Source organism: Caballeronia sp. GAWG1-1, assembly GCF_023631465.1.
In the GTDB taxonomy this organism is placed as follows: Bacteria; Pseudomonadota; Gammaproteobacteria; order Burkholderiales; family Burkholderiaceae; genus Caballeronia.
Genome location: NZ_JALQDB010000014.1, coordinates 260,860 through 280,926, shown reverse-complemented (window position 1 = coordinate 280,926; position 20,067 = coordinate 260,860). Strand labels below are relative to the sequence as shown.

The 20,067-nt window shown below is 62.2% G+C and carries 18 protein-coding genes and 3 tRNA genes; 15 read left to right on the top strand and 6 right to left on the bottom strand.

Features of this window, described 5'->3' with window-relative positions; translation table 11 throughout:
- Positions 1 to 6 precede the first annotated feature (6 nt).
- From lepB to nagZ, 7 genes are all read left to right on the top strand, one after another.
- Complete coding sequence (lepB, locus tag NCT03_RS09960) at positions 7 to 900, top strand: signal peptidase I (RefSeq protein ID WP_244825803.1); 894 nt, start codon at positions 7 to 9, stop codon at positions 898 to 900.
- A gap of 141 nt (positions 901 to 1,041) precedes the next feature.
- On the top strand, positions 1,042 to 2,160 hold the full coding sequence (rnc, locus tag NCT03_RS09955; RefSeq protein ID WP_250465261.1) for a ribonuclease III: 1,119 nt from the start codon (positions 1,042 to 1,044) through the stop codon (positions 2,158 to 2,160).
- 48 nt (positions 2,161 to 2,208) lie between these two features.
- Positions 2,209 to 3,108, top strand: a complete 900-nt coding sequence (gene era, locus NCT03_RS09950; RefSeq protein ID WP_244825801.1) for a GTPase Era — start codon at positions 2,209 to 2,211, stop codon at positions 3,106 to 3,108.
- Between the two features lie 17 nt (positions 3,109 to 3,125).
- Entirely contained in the window at positions 3,126 to 4,082 is a 957-nt protein-coding gene (gene recO, locus NCT03_RS09945) for a DNA repair protein RecO (protein ID WP_250465260.1), read from the top strand.
- On the top strand, positions 4,079 to 4,852 hold the full coding sequence (gene pdxJ / locus NCT03_RS09940) for a pyridoxine 5'-phosphate synthase (RefSeq protein WP_250465259.1): 774 nt from the start codon (positions 4,079 to 4,081) through the stop codon (positions 4,850 to 4,852). Before recO ends, pdxJ begins: the two co-directional genes overlap by 4 nt.
- 7 nt (positions 4,853 to 4,859) lie before the next feature.
- Positions 4,860 to 5,261 (top strand): holo-ACP synthase, encoded by a 402-nt coding sequence (acpS, locus tag NCT03_RS09935; protein WP_250465258.1) that lies wholly within the window; start codon positions 4,860 to 4,862, stop codon positions 5,259 to 5,261.
- A gap of 72 nt (positions 5,262 to 5,333) precedes the next feature.
- Positions 5,334 to 6,362, top strand: coding sequence for a beta-N-acetylhexosaminidase (gene nagZ / locus NCT03_RS09930; RefSeq protein ID WP_244825792.1), 1,029 nt, complete (start codon positions 5,334 to 5,336; stop codon positions 6,360 to 6,362).
- A 127-nt stretch (positions 6,363 to 6,489) separates the two neighbouring features.
- Here nagZ and NCT03_RS09925 read toward each other — a convergent pair whose 3' ends face one another.
- The 4 genes from NCT03_RS09925 to earP form a co-directional block, all read right to left on the bottom strand.
- Positions 6,490 to 7,875, bottom strand: a complete 1,386-nt coding sequence (locus NCT03_RS09925) for a sigma-54-dependent transcriptional regulator (protein ID WP_250465257.1) — start codon at positions 7,873 to 7,875, stop codon at positions 6,490 to 6,492.
- 189 nt (positions 7,876 to 8,064) lie between these two features.
- Entirely contained in the window at positions 8,065 to 8,409 is a 345-nt protein-coding gene (locus tag NCT03_RS09920) for a BON domain-containing protein (RefSeq protein ID WP_250465256.1), read from the bottom strand.
- Between the two features lie 263 nt (positions 8,410 to 8,672).
- Positions 8,673 to 9,230 carry an elongation factor P gene (gene efp / locus NCT03_RS09915; protein ID WP_086966248.1) on the bottom strand — a complete coding sequence of 186 codons (558 nt, stop codon included), beginning with the start codon at positions 9,228 to 9,230 and terminating at the stop codon, positions 8,673 to 8,675.
- Positions 9,231 to 9,544: 314 nt separating this feature from the next.
- The gene (gene earP / locus NCT03_RS09910) at positions 9,545 to 10,726 is read right to left on the bottom strand and encodes an elongation factor P maturation arginine rhamnosyltransferase EarP (RefSeq protein WP_250465255.1); all 1,182 of its coding nucleotides are present in this window, start codon (positions 10,724 to 10,726) and stop codon (positions 9,545 to 9,547) included.
- A gap of 133 nt (positions 10,727 to 10,859) precedes the next feature.
- On the opposite strand from earP, the gene uvrC reads away from it, so the two are divergent.
- From uvrC to NCT03_RS09880, 6 genes are all read left to right on the top strand, one after another.
- Complete coding sequence (gene uvrC, locus NCT03_RS09905) at positions 10,860 to 13,115, top strand: excinuclease ABC subunit UvrC (RefSeq protein ID WP_250465254.1); 2,256 nt, start codon at positions 10,860 to 10,862, stop codon at positions 13,113 to 13,115.
- A gap of 119 nt (positions 13,116 to 13,234) precedes the next feature.
- Positions 13,235 to 13,831: a CDP-diacylglycerol--glycerol-3-phosphate 3-phosphatidyltransferase gene (gene pgsA, locus NCT03_RS09900; protein WP_244828086.1), complete on the top strand. Its 597-nt coding sequence runs from the start codon at positions 13,235 to 13,237 to the stop codon at positions 13,829 to 13,831.
- A 188-nt stretch (positions 13,832 to 14,019) separates the two neighbouring features.
- Positions 14,020 to 14,095, top strand: a tRNA-Gly gene (locus NCT03_RS09895).
- Between the two features lie 102 nt (positions 14,096 to 14,197).
- Positions 14,198 to 14,273, top strand: a tRNA-Gly gene (locus NCT03_RS09890).
- A gap of 77 nt (positions 14,274 to 14,350) precedes the next feature.
- Positions 14,351 to 14,424, top strand: a tRNA-Cys gene (locus NCT03_RS09885).
- A gap of 172 nt (positions 14,425 to 14,596) precedes the next feature.
- Positions 14,597 to 15,082 carry a GNAT family N-acetyltransferase gene (locus NCT03_RS09880; protein WP_250492614.1) on the top strand — a complete coding sequence of 162 codons (486 nt, stop codon included), beginning with the start codon at positions 14,597 to 14,599 and terminating at the stop codon, positions 15,080 to 15,082.
- Positions 15,083 to 15,099: 17 nt separating this feature from the next.
- Here the strand turns inward: NCT03_RS09880 and NCT03_RS09875 are convergent, their stop codons facing one another.
- Positions 15,100 to 15,699: an SCO family protein gene (locus NCT03_RS09875; protein ID WP_250465252.1), complete on the bottom strand. Its 600-nt coding sequence runs from the start codon at positions 15,697 to 15,699 to the stop codon at positions 15,100 to 15,102.
- 240 nt (positions 15,700 to 15,939) lie between these two features.
- Between NCT03_RS09875 and otsB the strand changes: the two genes are divergently transcribed.
- Both otsB and otsA read left to right on the top strand, forming a co-directional pair.
- Positions 15,940 to 16,692, top strand: coding sequence for a trehalose-phosphatase (gene otsB / locus NCT03_RS09870; RefSeq protein WP_250465251.1), 753 nt, complete (start codon positions 15,940 to 15,942; stop codon positions 16,690 to 16,692).
- Positions 16,689 to 18,071, top strand: a complete 1,383-nt coding sequence (otsA, locus tag NCT03_RS09865; RefSeq protein ID WP_250465250.1) for an alpha,alpha-trehalose-phosphate synthase (UDP-forming) — start codon at positions 16,689 to 16,691, stop codon at positions 18,069 to 18,071. The genes otsB and otsA overlap by 4 nt, the downstream gene beginning before the upstream one ends.
- An 89-nt stretch (positions 18,072 to 18,160) precedes the next feature.
- Here the strand turns inward: otsA and NCT03_RS09860 are convergent, their stop codons facing one another.
- Positions 18,161 to 19,984 (bottom strand): ABC transporter ATP-binding protein, encoded by a 1,824-nt coding sequence (locus NCT03_RS09860; RefSeq protein ID WP_244825774.1) that lies wholly within the window; start codon positions 19,982 to 19,984, stop codon positions 18,161 to 18,163.
- Positions 19,985 to 20,067: the final 83 nt, after the last annotated feature.

Sequence of the window (20,067 nt, the reverse complement as noted above, 5' to 3'; positions counted from 1 at the left end):
GATTGAATGAATTTCGCACTGATTCTCCTGATTCTCGTCGTGTTGACGGGCATTGCATGGGTGCTGGACAAGCTGGTGTTCCAGCCGCAGCGCCGCCGTTCGGCGGATGCCGCGGTCGCCGAGTTCGACCGTCAACAGGAACGCGTGGGCGAGCGTTTCGCCGATGAAAATGCCGCGCAGACGCGCGCCCGTCTGCATGACGACAAGCTGCGTCAGCCGTGGTGGCTCGAATACACGGCGAGCTTTTTCCCCGTGATCCTCGCGGTGTTCGTGGTGCGCTCGTTCGTCGTCGAGCCGTTCAAGATTCCGTCGGGCTCCATGGTGCCAACCTTGCTCGTCGGCGACTTCATCCTCGTGAACAAGTACGAATACGGCCTGCGTCTGCCGATCAGCAATACCAAGCTGACCAGCGGCAAGCCGCTGTCGCGCGGCGATGTGGTCGTGTTCCGCTATCCGAAGGACGAGTCGGTCGACTACATCAAGCGCGTGATCGGCCTGCCGGGCGACACCATCGCGTATGAAGACAAGAAGCTCACGATCAACGGCAAACCGGTGCCCGAAACGCCGCTGCCCGATTACTTCGACGAAGAGCGGGTTGGTTACGCGAAGCAGTTCGTCGAAGACCTCGACGGCCGCAAGAACGCCATCCTGAACAATCCGCAAGTGCCGCCGTTCGTCATGGGCGCAGACGACTACCCGTTTCGCGACAACTGCAACTACAACGCGCAAGGCGTGACGTGCAAGGTGCCGCCGGGCCATTACTTCATGATGGGCGACAACCGCGACAACAGTGCCGACAGCCGCTACTGGGGCTTCGTGCCGGACGCGAATATCGTCGGTCGCGCGTTTTTCATCTGGATGAACTTCAGCAATCTGAAGCGTATCGGTTCGTTCGATTGATCGGGCGCGAGTTCGCGCGTAACGCGCCCCGACAATGCTTCGAAACGGCGTGAAGAAGCGCGGCTAACACCGTCTCGCCACGTGTTTTCCTGGCCCGCCGGGCGGAATCGACCGTCCGCGCGGGCGCGTTATACTCTGTCCATGCCCTCTTCTCCGTTGGAAAGCCGGTTGCGGTACGAATTTCGCAATGCGGAATTGCTGCGCCAGGCGATGACACACCGTAGTCACAGCGCCACGCACAATGAACGGCTCGAATTTCTCGGCGATTCCGTTCTAAATTGCGTGGTGGCCGCGCTTTTGTTCCAGCGATTCGGCAAGCTCGACGAAGGCGATCTTTCGCGCGTGCGAGCGAATCTCGTCAAACAGCAGTCGTTGTATGAAATCGCGCAGGCGCTGAACGTGTCCGAATGTCTTCGTCTCGGCGAAGGCGAATTGCGCAGCGGCGGTTTTCGCCGGCCGTCGATTCTCGCGGATACGCTCGAAGCCATCTTCGGGGCGATCTTCCTCGACGGCGGTTTCGACGCCGCGTACACCGTCATCAAGCGGCTTTATACGGCGGTGCTGGATCACATCGATCCGCGCACCATCGGCAAAGACGCAAAAACGCTGCTGCAGGAATATCTTCAGGGCCACAAGATCGCGCTGCCGACTTACACCGTCGTCGCCACGCACGGCGCGGCCCACAATCAGCAATTCGAAGTGGAATGCTCGGTGCCGAAACTGGACGTGAAAGTGTCCGGTTCGGGCGCGAGCCGTCGTGCGGCGGAGCAAGCCGCGGCGAAAAAAGCGCTCGACGACGTCATGGCCGCCGCTCCGACGCTCGCCGTCAAGCCCAAACGCAAGGGCGCGCGGGCCGCGAAGCTGGCGGAAGCCGAAGTCGTTCCGGGCGTGACAGGCGTGCAGGCTGCGCTCGATCTGCGCTCGCCGGACCGGCGCGAGCGGGATCGCGACCGAGTACATCACGGCTCGCATGCACACGCTGAAGACAAGCCGTCCACCGCGCCACTCGCCGTGATCCGCGCAACGCATGTCGAGCCATCGGCGGCGTCGTTCGCGGCGTCGGACAAGCCGGAGCGCGTGGTGATCCATCGGCCGGAACGTTCGAGCAAGAGCGAAGCGCCGCCGGTTGCCGAGGGCAGTCATGCGGTCACGAGCGAGGCAGATTCGCCCGCGGACAAAAGCAGCAACGAAAGCCGTAGCAGCGCGAGCCCGGAAGCGCCCGCGCCCCGCGTCGTGCGCGCCGCCGACGCCGGTCACTAAAGCGCATCACCAGGCGCCACGCGCATCTGCGCATAACGAACACATTCTATGAACGCTCCCACATCTTCCGGTTTCCGCTGCGGCATGGTCGCGATCGTCGGCCGCCCCAACGTCGGCAAATCCACGCTGATGAACGCGCTCGTCGGCCAGAAGGTGAGCATCACCTCGCGCAAGGCGCAGACGACGCGGCACCGAATCACCGGCATTCACACGCTCGACGACGCGCAGTATATTTTCGTCGATACCCCTGGCTTCCAGACGCGCCATAGCGGCGCGCTCAACCGCTCGCTGAATCGCGCGGTGACGTCCACGCTTTCCTCGGTCGATGCCATTCTCTTCGTGATCGAGGCAGGCCGCTTCGGCCCGGACGACCAGCGCGTGCTCGACCTGATCCCGACCGGCACGCCCACCATTCTGATTGCGAACAAGCTCGACCGCGTGGGCGACAAGGCCTCGTTGTTCCCGTTCATGCAGCAGATGTCCGCGCTGCGCGACTTCCGCGAGATCGTGCCGTTGTCGGCGAAGAATACCGACGACATCACGCGACTCATGGCGGTCATCAAGCCGTATCTGCCTGAAGGCGAGCCTATCTACGGCGAAGACGATCTGACGGATCGCAGCGAGCGCTTTCTTGCGGCCGAAATCCTGCGCGAGAAAGTGTTCCGCTGGACCGGCGACGAGTTGCCCTACACGAGCACGGTGCTGATCGACAAGTTCGAGACGGAAGGGCGCCTGCGCCGTATCTTCGCGACCATTCTCGTCGATCGCGACGGCCACAAGGCAATGATCATCGGCCAGAAGGGCGCGAAGCTCAAAACGATCAGCACCGAGGCGCGGCTCGACATGGAAAAGCTCTTCGACGGTCCCGTGTATCTGGAAACCTTCGTCAAGGTCAAGAGCGGCTGGGCCGACAACGAAGCGGGCCTGCGCGCTTACGGCTACGAATGACCTTTTGCGAATGATCCATGGACGACGGCACGAACGACGCCCGGATATCCGCGCCCGCCGATGATCCCGCCAGGGACGAGTTCGATGCGAGCGAGCGTACTGCGCGCGCGAGCCAATCCGAAGCAAGCAGCCGTCCGGCAAGCGAGGATGATTTCGACGCAACCGAACGCCCGACGCGCGCCGCGCCCAAACGCAAACGCGCGCCCGCTTCTTCTTCGTCTAACTCCCCGCAAGACAAGCCGTCGCCGCGTCCGCGTTCCGACTTTCGCGTCAGTGAGCAGCCGGGCTTCGTGCTGCATAGCTATCCGTATCGCGAGACCAGTCTCATCATCGATGTCTTCTCGCGCGATCATGGCCGTATCGCGCTGGTCGCGAAGGGCGCAAAGCGTCCGCATTCCGCGCTGCGCGGTGTGCTGCAAACCTTCCAGCCGCTTGGTCTTTCATGGACGGGCAAGGGCGAAGTCCGCACGCTGACCACGGCGGAATGGGTCGGCGGCATGCTGCCCCTGACCGGCGACGCGCTTCTCTGCGGCTTCTACGTCAACGAGTTGCTGGTCAAATTTTGCGCGCGTGAAGACGCGCATCCGGCGCTTTTCAATCATTATGTGCTCACGCTTTCGCGCCTCGCGCACGACGAACCCGCCGTGCAGGTGCTGCGTTCCTTCGAGCGCGTCTTGCTCAAGGAAACCGGCTACGCCATGGCGCTCACGCGCACCGTGACGCGTCAGAGCGTCGTGCCCGAAGGCCGCTATATGTTCGATCCCGAGCGTGGCGTACGCGAAGCCTCCGACGACTTGCCCGCGCAATGGCCGGTCATCTTCGGTCAGACACTCATCGACATGGAGCGCGACGATTACACCAGCGCGCAAACCGCCGCGCAAAGCAAGACGCTGATGCGCTTTTTGCTCAACGTCTATCTGGGCGGCACGCCGCTCGCCACTCGTCAGATCCTGTTAGACCTGCAAAATCTATGAGCTTCTTTCTCACATCGCCTGCCAGCGTGATCGATCTCGGCGTGAACATCGATCACGTGGCCACGCTGCGCCAGGCGCGCGGCACGACCTATCCCGATCCTATCCGCGCCGCGCTCGCCGCCGAAGAAGCGGGCGCGGACGGCATTACGCTGCATCTGCGCGAAGATCGCCGTCATATCGTCGATGCCGACGTGCGCACGCTTCGACCGCTGCTCGGCACGCGCATGAATCTCGAATGCGCCGTGACGCGCGAGATGCTCGACATCGCGTGCGAGATCAAGCCGCAAGACGTCTGCCTCGTGCCAGAAAAGCGCTCGGAACTGACGACCGAAGGCGGTCTCGATGTCGCCGGCCAGTTCGAAGCCGTGAAGGCCGCGTGCAGGCAGTTGGCCGATGCGGGCATCCGCGTATCGCTATTCATCGATCCTGACGAGACGCAGATTCGCGCGGCCAAGGAAGCGCTCGCGCCAGTCATCGAACTGCACACGGGCAGCTATGCCGAAGCGCACGATGAAGCCGCACAGCGCCGCGAATTCGAGCGCGTCGCGACGAGCGTCGATTTCGGCAACTCGCTCGGGCTCAAGGTGAACGCGGGCCACGGTCTGCATTACACCAACGTCCAGCCAATCGCCGCGCTCGATGGCATCGTCGAATTGAACATTGGCCACGCGATCGTCGCGCACGCGATCTTCGCGGGCTGGGACAACGCGGTGCGCGAGATGAAAGCGATCATGGTCGCATCGCGCCTCGCCGCGCAGACGAAGCGCTGAGCACATCATGGCGATCTACGGAATCGGCACGGACATCGTGCAGGTGAGCCGCGTGGCGGCGGTGATGGAGCGCACCAAGGGGCGCTTTGCCGAAAAAGTGCTCGGGCCGGACGAGTTGCGCATCTATCATGCGCGGCGCGCGCGGTCCGAAGTGCGCGGCCTCGCGTTTCTCGCGACGCGCTTTTCCGCCAAGGAAGCATTCTCGAAGGCGATCGGCCTCGGCATGCGCTGGCCGATGACCTGGCGCGCGCTTCAGACGCTCAACGAGGCGAGCGGCAAGCCGGTCGTCAAGGCATCGGGCGAACTGGCCACATGGCTTGCCGAGCGCAATATCACGGCGCAGGTGACGGTCAGCGACGAGCGCGATTACGCGGTGTCGTTCGTCATCGCCGAAACGCCGGATGCGTGATAGCGCGGGGACATGCGCGCTTCAGGGCAGGGCATCACTCCAACAACGACGGTAACGATCCAATTGAATTCGATGAAACGCACTCCCGGCCCAGTCATGCTCGATGTCGAGGGCACGACGCTCAACGACGCGGATATCGAGCGCATCTCGAATCCGATGACGGGCGGCATCATTCTCTTCGCGCGGCACTTCAAGGATCGCGCGCAACTCGTCGCATTGACCGATGCGATTCGCGCGGTACGCGAAGACATTCTTATCGCAGTCGATCACGAAGGCGGACGCGTGCAGCGCTTTCGCACCGATGGCTTCACGGTGCTGCCCGCGCCTGGAAAGCTCGGCGCGCTGTGGGACAAGGACGTGCTCGCGGCCACCAAGGTGGCGACGGCGTTCGGTTACGTGCTCGCTTCGGAATTGCGCGCGTGCGGCATCGACATGAGTTTTACGCCGGTGCTCGACCTGAACTACGGTCAGTCGCAGGTCATTGGCGATCGTGCGTTGCATGGCGATCCGCGTGTAGTGACGCTGCTTGCCAAGAGCCTGAATCATGGGCTTGCGCTTGCCGGCATGGCCAATTGCGGGAAGCACTTTCCTGGACACGGGTTCGCCTCGGCGGATTCTCACGTCGCGTTGCCCACGGACGATCGCTCGCTCGAAGAGATCCTCGCCGCCGATATCCGTCCTTACGACTGGCTCGGCTTGTCGCTGGCGTCTGTCATTCCGGCGCACGTGATCTACACGCAAGTCGACGACAAACCCGCGGGCTTCTCGCGTATCTGGCTGCAGGACATTTTGCGCGGCAAGCTGGGCTTCAATGGCGCGATCTTCAGCGACGATCTTTCGATGGAAGCCGCGCGCGCCGGCGGCACGCTCACCGAAGCGGCGAGCGCCGCGCTCACCGCGGGCTGCGACATGGTGCTCATCTGCAATCAGCCAAAAGAGGCGGGCAAGGTGCTGAACCAGTTGCGCTATACGCCTACGAAGGCATCCGAGCAGCGTCTCAAGCAGATGCGTCCGCGTGGCAAGGCGCCGCGCTGGAGCAAGTTGCAGGGGCAGGCGGAATATCGGGCGGCACGGGAGCTGGTGAAGAGCGCGTTGGGTTGAGGCGATCGGCGAAAGCAAGTCAACGTCCGCCACGGCGGAGCGCCAAGCAAAAGGCCACGGCAGACAAACCGTGGCCTTTTGCTTGTGTGATTGGAGCGCGCCGAGCGTTGCCCGGCGGCGCCGACCATCACGACGATTCCAGCTTCATCCTTTGCAACTTGTTGTAAAGCGTCTTCGGGCTGATGCCAAGCAGCGTCGCTGCCCGATGCCGCGTGCCACCAACCGCTTCGAGCGTCGCGCGAATCAGCATGTCTTCGACATCGGCGAGCGCGGTCCCAACCGTGACCTGCACGCTGCTGCCGTTCAGACCGCGACCGCTGCCGCCTTGTTCATCGGCGCGCAAGGTTTCGATCGTTTCGCCCGACGCGTGATATGCCCGGCGCACGCGTTCGCGCAACTCGCGCACGTTGCCCGGCCATTCGTTCGCGATACATTCCCGCAGGAACGCAGGGCTGATGCGTTTAGGCGACCCGCTCGTGATGCCCGCGATATGGTTCTCGCGATTCAGCTCGTCGACGAATTGCTCGGCGACCAGCGCGATGTCGTCGTCGCGTTCGCGCAGCGGCGGCAGATTGATCGACGAACCCGCAAGACGCTGGAACAGATCTTCGCGCAACGCGCCGTTCGCAACGGCATCGCGGATCGGCGTGCGCGACGCCGCGATCAAGCGGAAGTCCGTCATGATGCGGTTGCTGCCGCCCACGCGCATGAAGGTCTGCGAGTCGAGCGCGCGTAACAGCGCTTCTTGTTGGGCGGCGGGAAGCGAATCGATCTGATCGAGGAACAGCGTGCCGCCGCCCGATTGCTCGAGCAGCCCCGGCTCGCGATTCTCCGCGCCCGCGAACGCGTTGCGCTCGTGGCCGAACAGCACGCTTTCCATCGAACGATGCGCGCCATCGCGCGCCGCCGAGCAATCGAACGTGACGAACGGCCCCTTGCGACGGCGGCTCAGTTCGTGAATCGTGCGCGCCGCGATCTTCTTGCCCGTGCCCGCTTCGCCGCAAATCAGCACGGCGGCTTCGGTTGGCGCGGTATGTTCGATGAGATCGTAGATATGCTGCATGGCCGCGCTGCGCCCGAGCATCTCGCCGAAGTGGCCGAGTTCGCGCAGTGTCGAACGCAGGGCCTGCACTTCCTCGGTCAGCTCGTATGGACGCGGAATGCGCGCGAGAAGGCTGCGCAAGCGTGGAATGTTGACCGGCTTGAGCAGATAGTCCCAGATGCCGTGCCGCAGGCCTTCGATCGCGCTTTCGACGGTTGCGTTGCCGGTCATCACGATCACGGGCAGCGCGCCGTCGGGCGCATGAGAAGGCAGGCTCGGCAGCAGGTCGAGACCGCTTCCGTCCGGCAGATTCAAGTCGATGAGCACGACATCGGGAATGGAACGCGACAAGGCAGCGCGCGCTTCTGCAAGCGTCGTCGCGGTGTCGACGGTGAAGTCGTCGGCCGTCAGGATCGCGGACAGGCCGGACAAGCTATTGGGATCGTCTTCGACAATCAGTGCGTGTGGCATGGCGGACACAACGTATTAAATGGACTGTGATTCGCCGTCGCCGCAAGCATGGCCTTCGAAGCGATGCGAGGGCTCCGGCACGTCATGGGCGGGATATGCGCGCCCTTTTCCGGCGTGCTGCGTACAGGTCCCGCTGCGTTTGTTCGTCCTGCGCTTTCTTCTTGGTTCTCGTTATTGCGACTGTTGCGGCTATTGCGACTGTTGCGTCTTGACGCGCAGATCGTTATTGACGGATTGCACGCCCGACACGCTGCGGGTGATCGAGATTGCCTTCTGGATCTGATCCTCCGAATTGACATACCCGGACAACAGCACGACGCCGCGATACGTCGCCACGCTTACCACGAGCGATCTGAACCCCGGCTCCGCGATCAATGCGGCCTTCACGCGAGCCGTCACCGAAGCGTCGGATGCATAGTCGCCTGCCGCTTCGCGCGACGGTGTCGACTGGCAACCCGCCGTGAGTGCAAAAACGGGCAGCGCGAGCATCGCGGCGAGCAGCAGATGACTGCCGATGATGGGCTTTTTACGCATGTCGTTATTGTTAAGTCCGTATTAAGCGGACGGAGCAGAAAGCGTGCCACCGCGTAAGTTTTGGACTAGATCCTTACGAATCAAGCGCGGATGAGCCTCTGCGGCCGGTCGCTAATCGCTTAATTAGGTCGCGACCGGTAAAGTTTGCCTGAATTTGTCAAAAACTTCACGCAAAAGAAAAAAGCGCCCGCGAAGGGGCGCTTTCTTGTGCGGAGTAAAACGACGCTTAAAACGTCATTGCCGCGAGCAGTTCCGGGCGTGGCTTACGCGCGGCTGCGATATTCGTTGGTGCGGGTGTCGATTTCGATCTTGTCGCCGATGTTGCAGAAGAGCGGCACTTGCAGTTCGAATCCGGTGTTGAGCTTAGCGGTCTTGAGCACCTTGCCCGACGACGTGTCGCCCTTGACGGCCGGTTCCGTGTAGATGATTTCACGAACCAGCGTGGTCGGCAGTTCAACCGAGATGGCCTTCTCGTTGTAGAACACGACTTCGCAAGTCATGCCGTCTTCGAGGTAGTTGAGCGCGTCGCCCATCATTTCGGCTTCGACTTCGAACTGGTTGTAGTCGGCGTCCATGAAAACGTACATGGGATCAGCGAAGTAAGAGTACGTCACTTCCTTGCGATCCAGCACGACGACGTCGAACTTGTCGTCCGCCTTGTAGACGGTTTCCATGCCTGCGGCCGTCAGCAGGTTCTTGAACTTCATCTTGACGACCGCGGAGTTACGGCCCGATTTGTTGTACTCGGCGCGTTGAACGACCATGGCATCGCTGCCGATCATGACGACGTTGCCGACGCGGAGTTCTTGTGCGGTCTTCATAAAAACTAGTCCTGTACGAATGTTTGGCTTGAATTGCTGCGGAATGAATAAATCGGCAGCGGTGTGTTTGTGTTGCGTCGCGTGTTCGACCGTAAGGTCCGAACGCGGACCACCGCGCGAGAATTCTGTGCTACGAGGTTCCGGCTTTTTTTCTGATCGGCGTTCAGGGCTTCGGTTTCCGAACCCAAGCGTAAGGCGTAAGGTGCGAAATCTTTTGGCTGAACAATGCCGTCCCTCGGATAACCGCTTATTTTAACTGAGTTTTTGCCGATTTGGCCACTGGATTGGAGGCAGCGCGACGCCTTCGGTAGACGTTATTTCGCCATCCGCTCAGTGGCGTGCGCGACGAGATTGCTGGCGAGATCGCCGACTTGAGCGAGTTCGGCCGCCCATTGCCGCGCGCGCGCCTCGAATTCGCGCCGATGCGCCCAGAAGTCCGCCCAGTCCACCGTGCCAACGCCGTTCCAGGCATGCCAGAAGCGATGCGCCGCGCCGCGCGCGTCGGCGCAAAGCTGCTGCGTGTAATGGCCGAGCGCCGCGTCGAGTTTGGGCAGATGGGCGTCGTCGGATTGCGGATAGATGTGCCATACGAAAGGCTTTTGGGCCCATTGCGCGCGCACGAACGAGTCTTCGCCGCGCACGAAGTTGATGTCGGCGGCCCATAAAAGCTCGTCGAAGCGCGGTTGTTCGACGAAGCCGAGCGCGTGTGCTTCCAGCGCGCCCGCCCGCGCCGATGCGCCCGCCGCAAAGCCCGTCAGTCCAAAAAAACGCGCAAGCGCGCCGGAGATGCGGCCCTCGGGCACGAGCAAGGTGACGGGCGCGTTGCCGTCGCGCCATTGAGCGAGGAGGGTATCGACGGCGGGATTTTCGTAGGCGAAGAGCGAGACGACCGTCCGATCGGGCGCGGGCTTTTCGATGCCCACGCGCTCGCGCCACCAGGCGGACGCGTCGAAACGCTGGCGCGCTTGGTCCAGATCGCGTTCCTTGATGACGCCGCCGGTTCCCGCGCCGAGTCCAGGAAAGAAGAAGCTCTTGTCGAGCGGATAGCGCGGATGAGGCGACGGCCGCATATGAAAGTCCGCGACCCAGTCTTCGCCACTCAGGTATTCGAGGTTGATCCACACGGGTTTGCGCGCGCGACGCGCCATCGCGGCGATATACGCGTGCGGGATTTCGCAGGCGAACGCCTCGATCACGACATCGGCGATCTGAAGCGTATCGCCCGCGTGCGCCGGCTCGCGCCAGTGTTCGACGACGACGCCCGCCGCTTCCTGCCGCGCGAGCGCGACATCGATTTCGGGGCACAGTGCGTGGAAAACGTTAAGGTCATCGACCAGCAGCCGCACGCGCCAGCCGTGCTCGTGGCGCAACTGGCGCGCGAGCCGCCAGCACACGCCGACGTCGCCGAAATTGTCGACGACCGCGCAGAAGATGTCGCAAGCGACCTGGCTGTGGGGCTCGTGGCCGGCTTGCTGCCGATGATGTGTCGTTGACATGGGCGTCGAAGGCGGCCGGCGGGACGGCGGCGTAATGTTCTAAACTGGCGATTCTAAGATACCGGTCGCGCCCGGACGTAAAGCGTCCTCGCGCCGTGCCGATGCCTCCTCGCGCTCCACGCTTACTCGCTGCATGACTGACAACGACGCTCCCGCACCGGATTTCGACCCGAAGAAAACGCTCAGGCAATTGCCGAATCTGCCGGGCGTCTACCGCTATTACGACGGCGACGGCAAGGTGCTCTATGTCGGCAAGGCGCGCAATCTGAAGAAGCGCGTGTCGAGCTACTTCACGAAGACGCTGCACTCGCCGCGCATCGCGATGATGGTGACGCGCATCCGCAAGATCGAGACGACCGTGACGCGCTCGGAAGCGGAAGCGTTGCTGCTCGAAAACAATCTGATCAAGGCGCTGGCGCCGCGCTACAACATTCTTTTTCGCGACGACAAGTCCTATCCGTTCCTCAAGCTGACCGGGCACAAGTTTCCGCGCATGGCGTACTACCGCGGCTCGGTGGACAAGAAGAACCAGTATTTCGGGCCGTTCCCGAGCGCGTGGGCCGTGCGCGAGAGCATCCAGATTCTGCAGCGCGTCTTTCAGCTGCGCACGTGCGAAGACTCGGTGTTCAGCAATCGCACGCGGCCGTGTCTGTTGCATCAGATCGGGCGCTGCACGGCGCCGTGCACGGGACTCATCAACGAAGACGACTACGCGCGCGATGTATCGAACGCGTCGCGTTTTTTGCTCGGCCGGCAGGGCGAAGTGATGAAGGAACTCGAGCAGAAGATGCACGCCTTCGCCGCCGATCTGCGCTTCGAGCAGGCGGCGGCCGTGCGCAATCAGATGAGTTCGCTGTCGACGGTGCTGCATCAGCAGGCGATCGAAGTCGGCGGCGAGAGCGACGTCGATATCCTCGCGGTCGTGGCGCTCGGCGGCAAGGTGTGCGTGAATCTGGCGATGGTGCGCGGCGGCCGGCATCTCGGCGACAAGGCGTATTTTCCGGCGCATGTCGAAAGCGCGATCGCGCTGGGCGATGAGGATGCGCTTGGGGATGACCTGGAAGAGCAGGCGCCGGACGCGGTCGGAGCGACGGAAGCGTCGAGCGAATCGGGTGCCGCTCGTACGAGTGTCGCGGTGATTGCGGGTGTCGCCGGAGCGGACGATGCAATGGACGGCGGCGGTGTGCTCGAAGCCAACGACGCGCGCACAGCCGACAACATGACGCCAGCCGCCGACGCAACCGAGGCCAACGACGAAACGCAAGCCAACGACGCACTCGATGCCAACGAAGAGCTCGACTCGGAAGACGCCATCGAAGCCAACGAAACATCCCGCGAAGGCGCCCTCGAAGCCGAAGTGCTCGAAGCGTTCATGGCACAGCACTACATCGGCAATCGCATCCCGCCGGTGCTGGTCGTGAGCCACGCGCCCGCGAGCCGCGAGCTCATCGATCTGCTCAACGAACAGGCGGGACACAAGGTCACGCTACTGCGTCAGCCGCAAGGTCAGAAACGCGTGTGGCTCTCCATGGCCGAGCAAAACGCGAAGCTCGCGCTCGCGCGTCTGCTATCGGAACAAGGTTCGCAGCAAGCGCGCACGCGCTCGCTCGCCGAGACGCTCAGCCTCGACATGGAAGACCTGGCGCAACTGCGCATCGAGTGCTTCGACATCAGTCACACCATGGGCGAGGCGACGCAGGCATCGTGCGTGGTGTATCACCATCACAAGATGCAGTCGGGCGAGTATCGTCGCTACAACATCACCGGCATCACGCCCGGCGACGATTACGCCGCCATGCGTCAAGTGCTCACGCGCCGCTACGAGAAAATGGTCGCGCTTGCCGCCGCCAACGCCAGCGACGAAGCCACGACGTTGCAAACCGAAGACGCCGCCGATCCCAACGTCACGCCGGATGCCGCATCGCCCGTATCTGCTGGCGGGACGCTGCCGAATATCGTGCTGATCGATGGCGGCAAGGGACAAGTCGAGATCGCGCGCCAGGTGTTTTCGGAGCTCGGGCTCGATCATGGCATGCTGGTGGGTGTCGCGAAGGGCGAAGGGCGCAAGGTCGGGCTCGAAACGCTGATCTTCGCCGATGGCCGTTCCGCGCTCGAACTCGGCAAGGAAAGCGCCGCGCTGATGCTCGTCGCGCAGATTCGCGACGAAGCGCATCGCTTCGCGATCACCGGCATGCGCGCCAAGCGCGCCAAGACGCGGCAAACGTCGCGCCTGGAAGAACTCGAAGGCGTCGGCGCGAAACGGCGTCAGCGGCTCTTGTCGCGTTTCGGCGGTTTGCGCGGCGTGCAGGCGGCGAGCGTGGAAGATCTGGCGAGCGTCGAAGGCATTTCGCTGGCACTCGCGCAGCAGATTTATCGACAGTTGCATTGAGCCGGACGCATGGCGCGGCGCGGCTCGCAATGGCCGCGCCGCGTGGCCCGCCGCCTTGTGAGCGACGGGTCGACGCGGCACAATGGCACCTCCCTTTCATGTGGCTCTCGCTCTCGTCCATGCCGTTCAACTTACCGATTTTCCTGACGTGGCTGCGAATCGTGCTGATTCCGCTCGTCGTGGGCGTGTTCTATTTGCCGGACATGATGTTGAGCCTCGAGCATCGTAATTTGCTCGCCATGGTCATCTTCGTTCTGGCCGCGCTCACCGACTGGTTCGACGGCTTTCTTGCGCGCAAGCTTAATCAGACGTCCGCGTTCGGCGCGTTTCTCGACCCGGTCGCGGACAAACTCATGGTGACGGCTGCTTTGCTCGTGCTCGTGCAGCTCATGCGCTTGAACGCGGTGATCGCGCTCGTGATCGTCGGGCGGGAGATCACGATCTCGGCGCTGCGCGAATGGATGGCGCAGATCGGCGCATCGAAGAGCGTCGCGGTGAATTCGCTGGGGAAGTTCAAGACCGTATGTCAGATGGTCGCCATTCCGATGCTGCTGTTTTATGGGCAGTTGCGCATCCCCGGCGTGCAATGGGTGATCGATACGCGCGTGTGGGGCTTGTGGCTCATCGATGTCGCCGCGTTCCTCACCGTTTGGTCGATGCTGTACTACATGAAACTCGCGTGGCCGCAGATTCGTGAGCGGGGCGGCATGCTGTGAGTTAAGCCGTCCTTGCAGCCGTTCCTCAGTTTGCTAAAAATTGCGTCGAAACACGAAAAGGGCGCGCAAAAACAGTTGACACCTTTTCTTCGCTTCTACATAATCTCGTTTCTGTCGAACACGCAGCGCCAGCAGCAAGGAAGTAAAGAGCTGAAGGCACCGCGAAGACGGCAGAAAGCATCAGCAACGCGGGAGTAGCTCAGTTGGTAGAGCGCAACCTTGCCAAGGTTGAGGTCGCGAGTTCGAGCCTCGTCTCCCGCTCCAGATTCAAGTTTTCGAGGCATGCAGCGCAGCGGTATCAAGCGAAGCGGCAACGAAAGCAGCAGCAAGCAAGTGTAAGCAGTAACGCAGCACGGAAAGATCAATGCGGGAGTAGCTCAGTTGGTAGAGCGCAACCTTGCCAAGGTTGAGGTCGCGAGTTCGAGCCTCGTCTCCCGCTCCAATCAAAGGGGAAGCAACGCTTCCCTTTTTGTTTGGTGGACTTGCCGGCGTTTCGGCCGGGACCACCACACCGCTTATGGCGCGATAGCAAAGCGGTTATGCAGCGGCCTGCAAAGCCGTTTAGACCGGTTCGACTCCGGTTCGCGCCTCCAAAAAAAAGCCCTGATTCGTCAGGGCTTTTTCTTTTTACAACGTCGGATCTTCGGCGCTTCTGCCGATTCTCGATTGCTGCAAGGAAGCTCCCGATACGCCGCGTGGCGCCGGCGCGGCATAATTGCGGCACTTTCCATTGGCGCGGCATCCGCCGCGCCGCATGCCAAATCCATGACCGACAGACTCTCCAACATTCAGTGGCGCTGGAAGCGCTTCGACGATCTCACGACGACCGAGGTCTACGACATGCTCGCGGCACGCAGCGCGGTCTTCGTCGTCGAGCAAAACTGCGTTTATGGCGATATCGACGGCTACGATGTCGATGCCTGGCATTTGCTCGCCTACGGCGAAGACGAGCAACTCGCAGGCTATCTACGTGTGTTGCTGCCAGGGTTTCCGAAAGAAAGCGAAACCGATGTCCGCATTGGCCGCGTGCTGACGACCGTTAGATTTCGCGGCTTCAAACTCGGTAACGCGATGCTCGAACGCGCGCTCGATCACATCATCGCGCAATGGCCGGATCAGCCGATCAGTCTGCACGCGCAAGCCCATCTGCAGAAGTTTTATGGCGCGTTCGGTTTCGTCGCGTCGTCGGGCGTACATGACGAAGACGGCATTCCGCACGTGTGGATGCGCCGTCCCGGCTTCGGCGCATAACGCCTGAGAGCGCGTTCCTACATGCTCTTCCCGTGGATCACGCGTTCGAGATCGGCTGCAATGGCGTCGATGGAATCGCGGTCGGTGGCAAGCAGGCGCGCGTGACCATCGCGATCGAAGATGTACACGGCCGAGCTGTGCGTGACCTCGTAAGCGCCGCTCGGATCGCGCTTCTCCATCTGATACGCCACGCGGTACCGCTGCGCGATGGCTTCGATTTGCCGATCCGAGCCCGTCATGCCCACGGCGTGTTTGCCGTCGAAAGCGCGCACGTAAGTCCGCAGCAACGCGGGCGTGTCGCGCGCGGGATCGACCGAAACGAATACGATGCGCGTCTGGTCCGCGTCAGGCCCCACGCGCGCCAGAACCTGCATGAGACGCGCCATGGTTTCTGGGCACACATCCGGACAATGCGTATAGCCGAAATAGACGAGCGTCGCGCGGCCTTTCAACGATTGGCCCGACACATGCGCGCCGCTGTCATCGACGAGTGAAAAATCGAGATCGGGCAGATGGCCGGAAACATCGGTCAGATGCCAGGGCTCGGCGGGACGCGAGCAGGCAGCAAGCGCGGTGAGCAGAACAGATACAAGCAGGCGGCGGAAGGGTACGGGCATCGAAAGGTGCTTTGGACTGTAACGGCTGTATCAAGCCCGCAAAATACACGCCTTTTCATCGGCGTGAGGCGCATGATTTAGCTTTAAGCACATTTTTGAGACAATTTGCCGCGCGCGCCTGCTCTTCCGTAAGCAAGACGCCATGCGATCGTCAATCCGCTCCTTTCCAGACGGAAAGCCTGCGGCAGTAACATGCGATACGCACGCGCCCATCACAGGCAAACCACAGGTCAACGATCGATGCAAATTCTTCCCGATTCCCTGTCTCTTGCCGAGACCGCTTTCTTCTTCGACTTCGACGGCACGCTGGTCGAACTCGCCTCCACGCCGGATGGCATTTTCGTGCCGCGCTCGGTGCCCGACATTCTCGCCGCCTTGCGACGCGCCACCAATAACGCGGTCGCGGTTGTGTCGGGGCGCGGTATCGACAACATCGATTCGTTCTTGCAGATGCCCGATCTGCCCGTCGCCGGCATGCACGGCGCCGAGCGGCGCGATTCGAATGGCGACGTGCAGCGCATTGGTTTCAACGACGAGCGGCTTTTGCGCATGGAGCACGCGCTCGAAGGCGTCGTCAGCGCGAATCCCGGCATGCTGCTCGAAATCAAGGGCGCCGCGCTCGCGCTACATTATCGCAATGCGCCGGATCGCGAACCGGCCGCGCGTGCGGCCACCGAGCGGCTCGTCGCACAATACGCCGATGCCTACGTGCTTCAGCCCGGCAAGATGGTCTACGAGATCAAGCCGAAGGACGTCGACAAGGGCCGCGCGGTGCGCGCGTACATGAGCGAGCCGCCGTTCACGGGACGCAAGCCCGTCTTCATCGGCGACGATCTTACGGACGAGAAAGGCTTCGCGGTCGTCAACGAATTCGACGGTCTGTCGATCAAAGTCGGTCCCGGCGACACCGTGGCGCGCGCGCGAATCGAATCCGTCGAACTGCTGCTCGACTGGCTGCAAGTGATCGCGGGCACGGCGGGGAAGCACGCGTGAGCCGGCTGATCATCGTTTCGAACCGGGTGGCGCCGATCTCCGAAGGCGGCCCGGCCGCGGGTGGCCTCGCGGTCGGCGTCTACGACGCACTCAAGGAAACCGGCGGCATGTGGTTCGGCTGGAGCGGCGACGTGCTGAACGCGCCGCCGGAAAGCATCAAGCTGGAAGAGCACGGGCCGGTGACGTTCGCGACCATCGGACTTTCGCGGCAAGACTACGATCAGTACTATCGCGGGTTTTCCAACGCGACGTTGTGGCCGGCGTTTCACTATCGGCCGGATCTGATCGAGTTTGACCGCAACGAATACGAAGGCTATTGCCGCGTCAATCGCTGGCTGGCCGCGCAGCTCGCGCCGCTGCTCAAGCCCGACGACGTGATTTGGGTGCACGACTATCACCTCATTCCGTTTGCGCAGGCGTTGCGGGCGCAGGGCGTTCGAAATCGCATCGGGTTCTTTCTGCATATACCGTTTCCAGCGTCGCAGATTCTCTTGAGCGTGCCGCGTCATCGGAACCTGGTGGAAGCGTTGTGCGACTTCGATCTGCTGGGTTTCCAAACTGAGCCCGATTTGCGCGCGTTTTGCGATTACATCGAAACCGAGGCGGGCGGCACGCTCGCGAAAGACGGCGCGAAGCCGGTCGTGGTCAGCGCGTTCGGCAAGACGGCGCGCGCGGCGGCTTATCCGATTGGCGTCTATCCCGACGAAGTCGCGGCGCTCGCGAAACACGGCGAGAGCGGCCGCGACGTGCAGATCGTCAAGGCGACGCTGCATCAGCGCAAGCTCGTGATGAGCGTGGATCGGCTGGATTATTCGAAGGGTCTGGTCGAGCGATTTCGGGCGTTCGAGCGTCTGATCGAGCATCGGCCGCAGCAGCGAAACAACGTTTCGTTTTTGCAGATCGCGCCGCCGACGCGCTCGGACGTCGATGCTTACCGCGACATTCGCCTGCAACTCGAAGCGGAGTCGGGGCGCATCAACGGGCGTTACGCCGAGCTGGACTGGACGCCCATTCGCTATATCCATCGGCAATACGAACGGCCGGTGCTCGCGGCGCTGTTCCGCGAGGCGCATGTCGGCCTCGTCACACCATTGCGCGACGGCATGAATCTGGTGGCAAAGGAATATGTGTCGGCGCAAGACCCGGACGATCCCGGCGTGCTTGTGTTGTCGCAATTCGCTGGCGCTGCGCGTGAGCTGACTGCCGCGCTCATCGTGAATCCGCTCGATATCGACGATATGGCCGATGCACTCGCCACCGCGCTTGCAATGCCGCTCGACGAGCGCCGGGCGCGTTATACGGAGATGATGGCGCAACTGCGCGACAACAACGTTTCCGTGTGGCGGGATAACTTTTTGCGGGATTTGAAGGCGGGGTAGAGCGGCGACCGATTACGCCAAAGCAACGCAGATTAAATAAGCCGCGTTCCCTTCCGGGAAGCGCGGCTTTTTAACGTCGTCGTCGAAACTTAGGCCGGCTGCTTATGCGGCGTGGCAACGATGGATGGCAACTTGCCGTGCTGCTTCGACAGCAACTCGCGATACAACCCAGGCCGGTCGCGCAGTTCTTGCGGCGAGCCATCGTCGATCACCTTGCCGGCGCTCATCACGATGATGCGGTCGAAGTTCTGCAACGTCGACAAACGGTGCGCAATGGCAACCACCGTGCGGCCGACCATCAACCGGTCGAGCGCCTGCTGAATGGCTTCTTCCGATGAACTGTCGAGCGCGGACGTCGCCTCATCGAGCAAGAGAATTGGCGCGTTTTTAAGAATCGCGCGCGCGATCGCGATGCGTTGACGCTGACCGCCCGACAGCTTCACGCCGCGATCGCCGACGATGGTATCGAAGCCTTCCGGCATTGCTTCGATGAAATCCGTGCAGCGGGCTTCGCGAGCGGCGGCCATGACTTCCTCACGCGTCGCTTCGGGCCGGCCATACGCAATGTTCTCGAACACCGTGCGATGGAACAGCGAAATATCCTGCGGCACGAGCGCAATCGAATGTCGCAGGCTGTCCTGCGTGATGCCGTTGATATCCTGGCCATCGACCTTGATGCTGCCCTTCTGCGTCTCGTAGAAGCGCTGCAGAAGCGCGAGCACGGTTGACTTGCCCGCGCCCGACTTGCCGATCAGACCGACTCGCTGACCCGGTTCGATATGCAGATGGAAGTTGTCGAGAATCGGACGACGGCGCGGATACGCGAACGTGACGCCATCGAAATCGACGCGGCCGCCCTGTGGCACGAGTTCGGTGGCGTCGGAACGGTCGGGCATGCCATGCGGTTCGAGCAGCGTCTGCACGGCTTCGGCCAGACGCGCGACGTGCTGCGTGACATCCACGAGCGCCACGGCGAGGTCGCGCGTGCCGTGCAGGATCGTGAAACCGAGCGAGCTGACGAGCACGATATCGCCCGAGGTCGCCTGGCCTTTCGACCAAAGCCACAGTGCCCAGCCGAGCAGCCCGGCGGAGAGAATCGCCGTCACGACCGCGTGGAAGAGGCGCAGCTTTTCCAGGTACAAGAGGCTTTGCTGACGCGCGACCATCTCGGCCTTCACTGTCGAGCCGAAACGCTTCTGCTCGTTGAAGGTCATGCCGAACGCGCGCACGAGCGCCATGTTGCCGATCACGTCGACCAGTTCGCCATCCACCGAAGCGGCCTTCGACGCGAAGCTGTGATGCCGCGCCGAACCGCGCTTGGCCAGCCGATACAAAATGAACGCGAGGATCAGCGACGCGCCCATGAGGCAGCACGCCATCAACGGATTCACCGCGACGATCATGATGATCGCGCCCAGCACCGCGATGCACGGCGGCAAGACGTTCCAGGCCATCACGTTTTCGGAGGTGTAGATCGCGTTCGAGGTCGCCGTGATCCGGCTCGCGAGCATGCCGGGCTGTTTCTCGGAGAAGTAAGTCGGCGAATGGCCGCTCAAGTACGAGAACAAGTCCTTGCGCAGGTCGCCCGTCACGATCACGAACACGTGCGCGCCGACCCAGCCGCCGACCCGCCAAAGCAGGTTGTCGGCGGCGATCAGTCCCACCAGGATCATGAACGCGCCCCAGAGCGGACCGGGATGCCCCCGGCCTTGACCGAGCACATCGATCAGATGTTTGATCGCGTACTGGGAAGCGAGCGCGCAGCCAACTGCGGCAAACACGCTGAAGAGGACGATGGCATGCGCTACCGGATGCCGGCGTATGTAACGCAGAAGGAACGCCAGCGGGCGATGTGCATAGCTCGCGAGCTTGGCGTTGTGTGCGTTACGTTGAGAGACGGTAAGTTGGTCCAATGGTCTTTTTTCGTCGTAGAGCGGTTGAGCGTGTGTTGCGCTTTCGGATTTCCGGGCGAAAAGCGTTTCGGCGACGCGGCGCC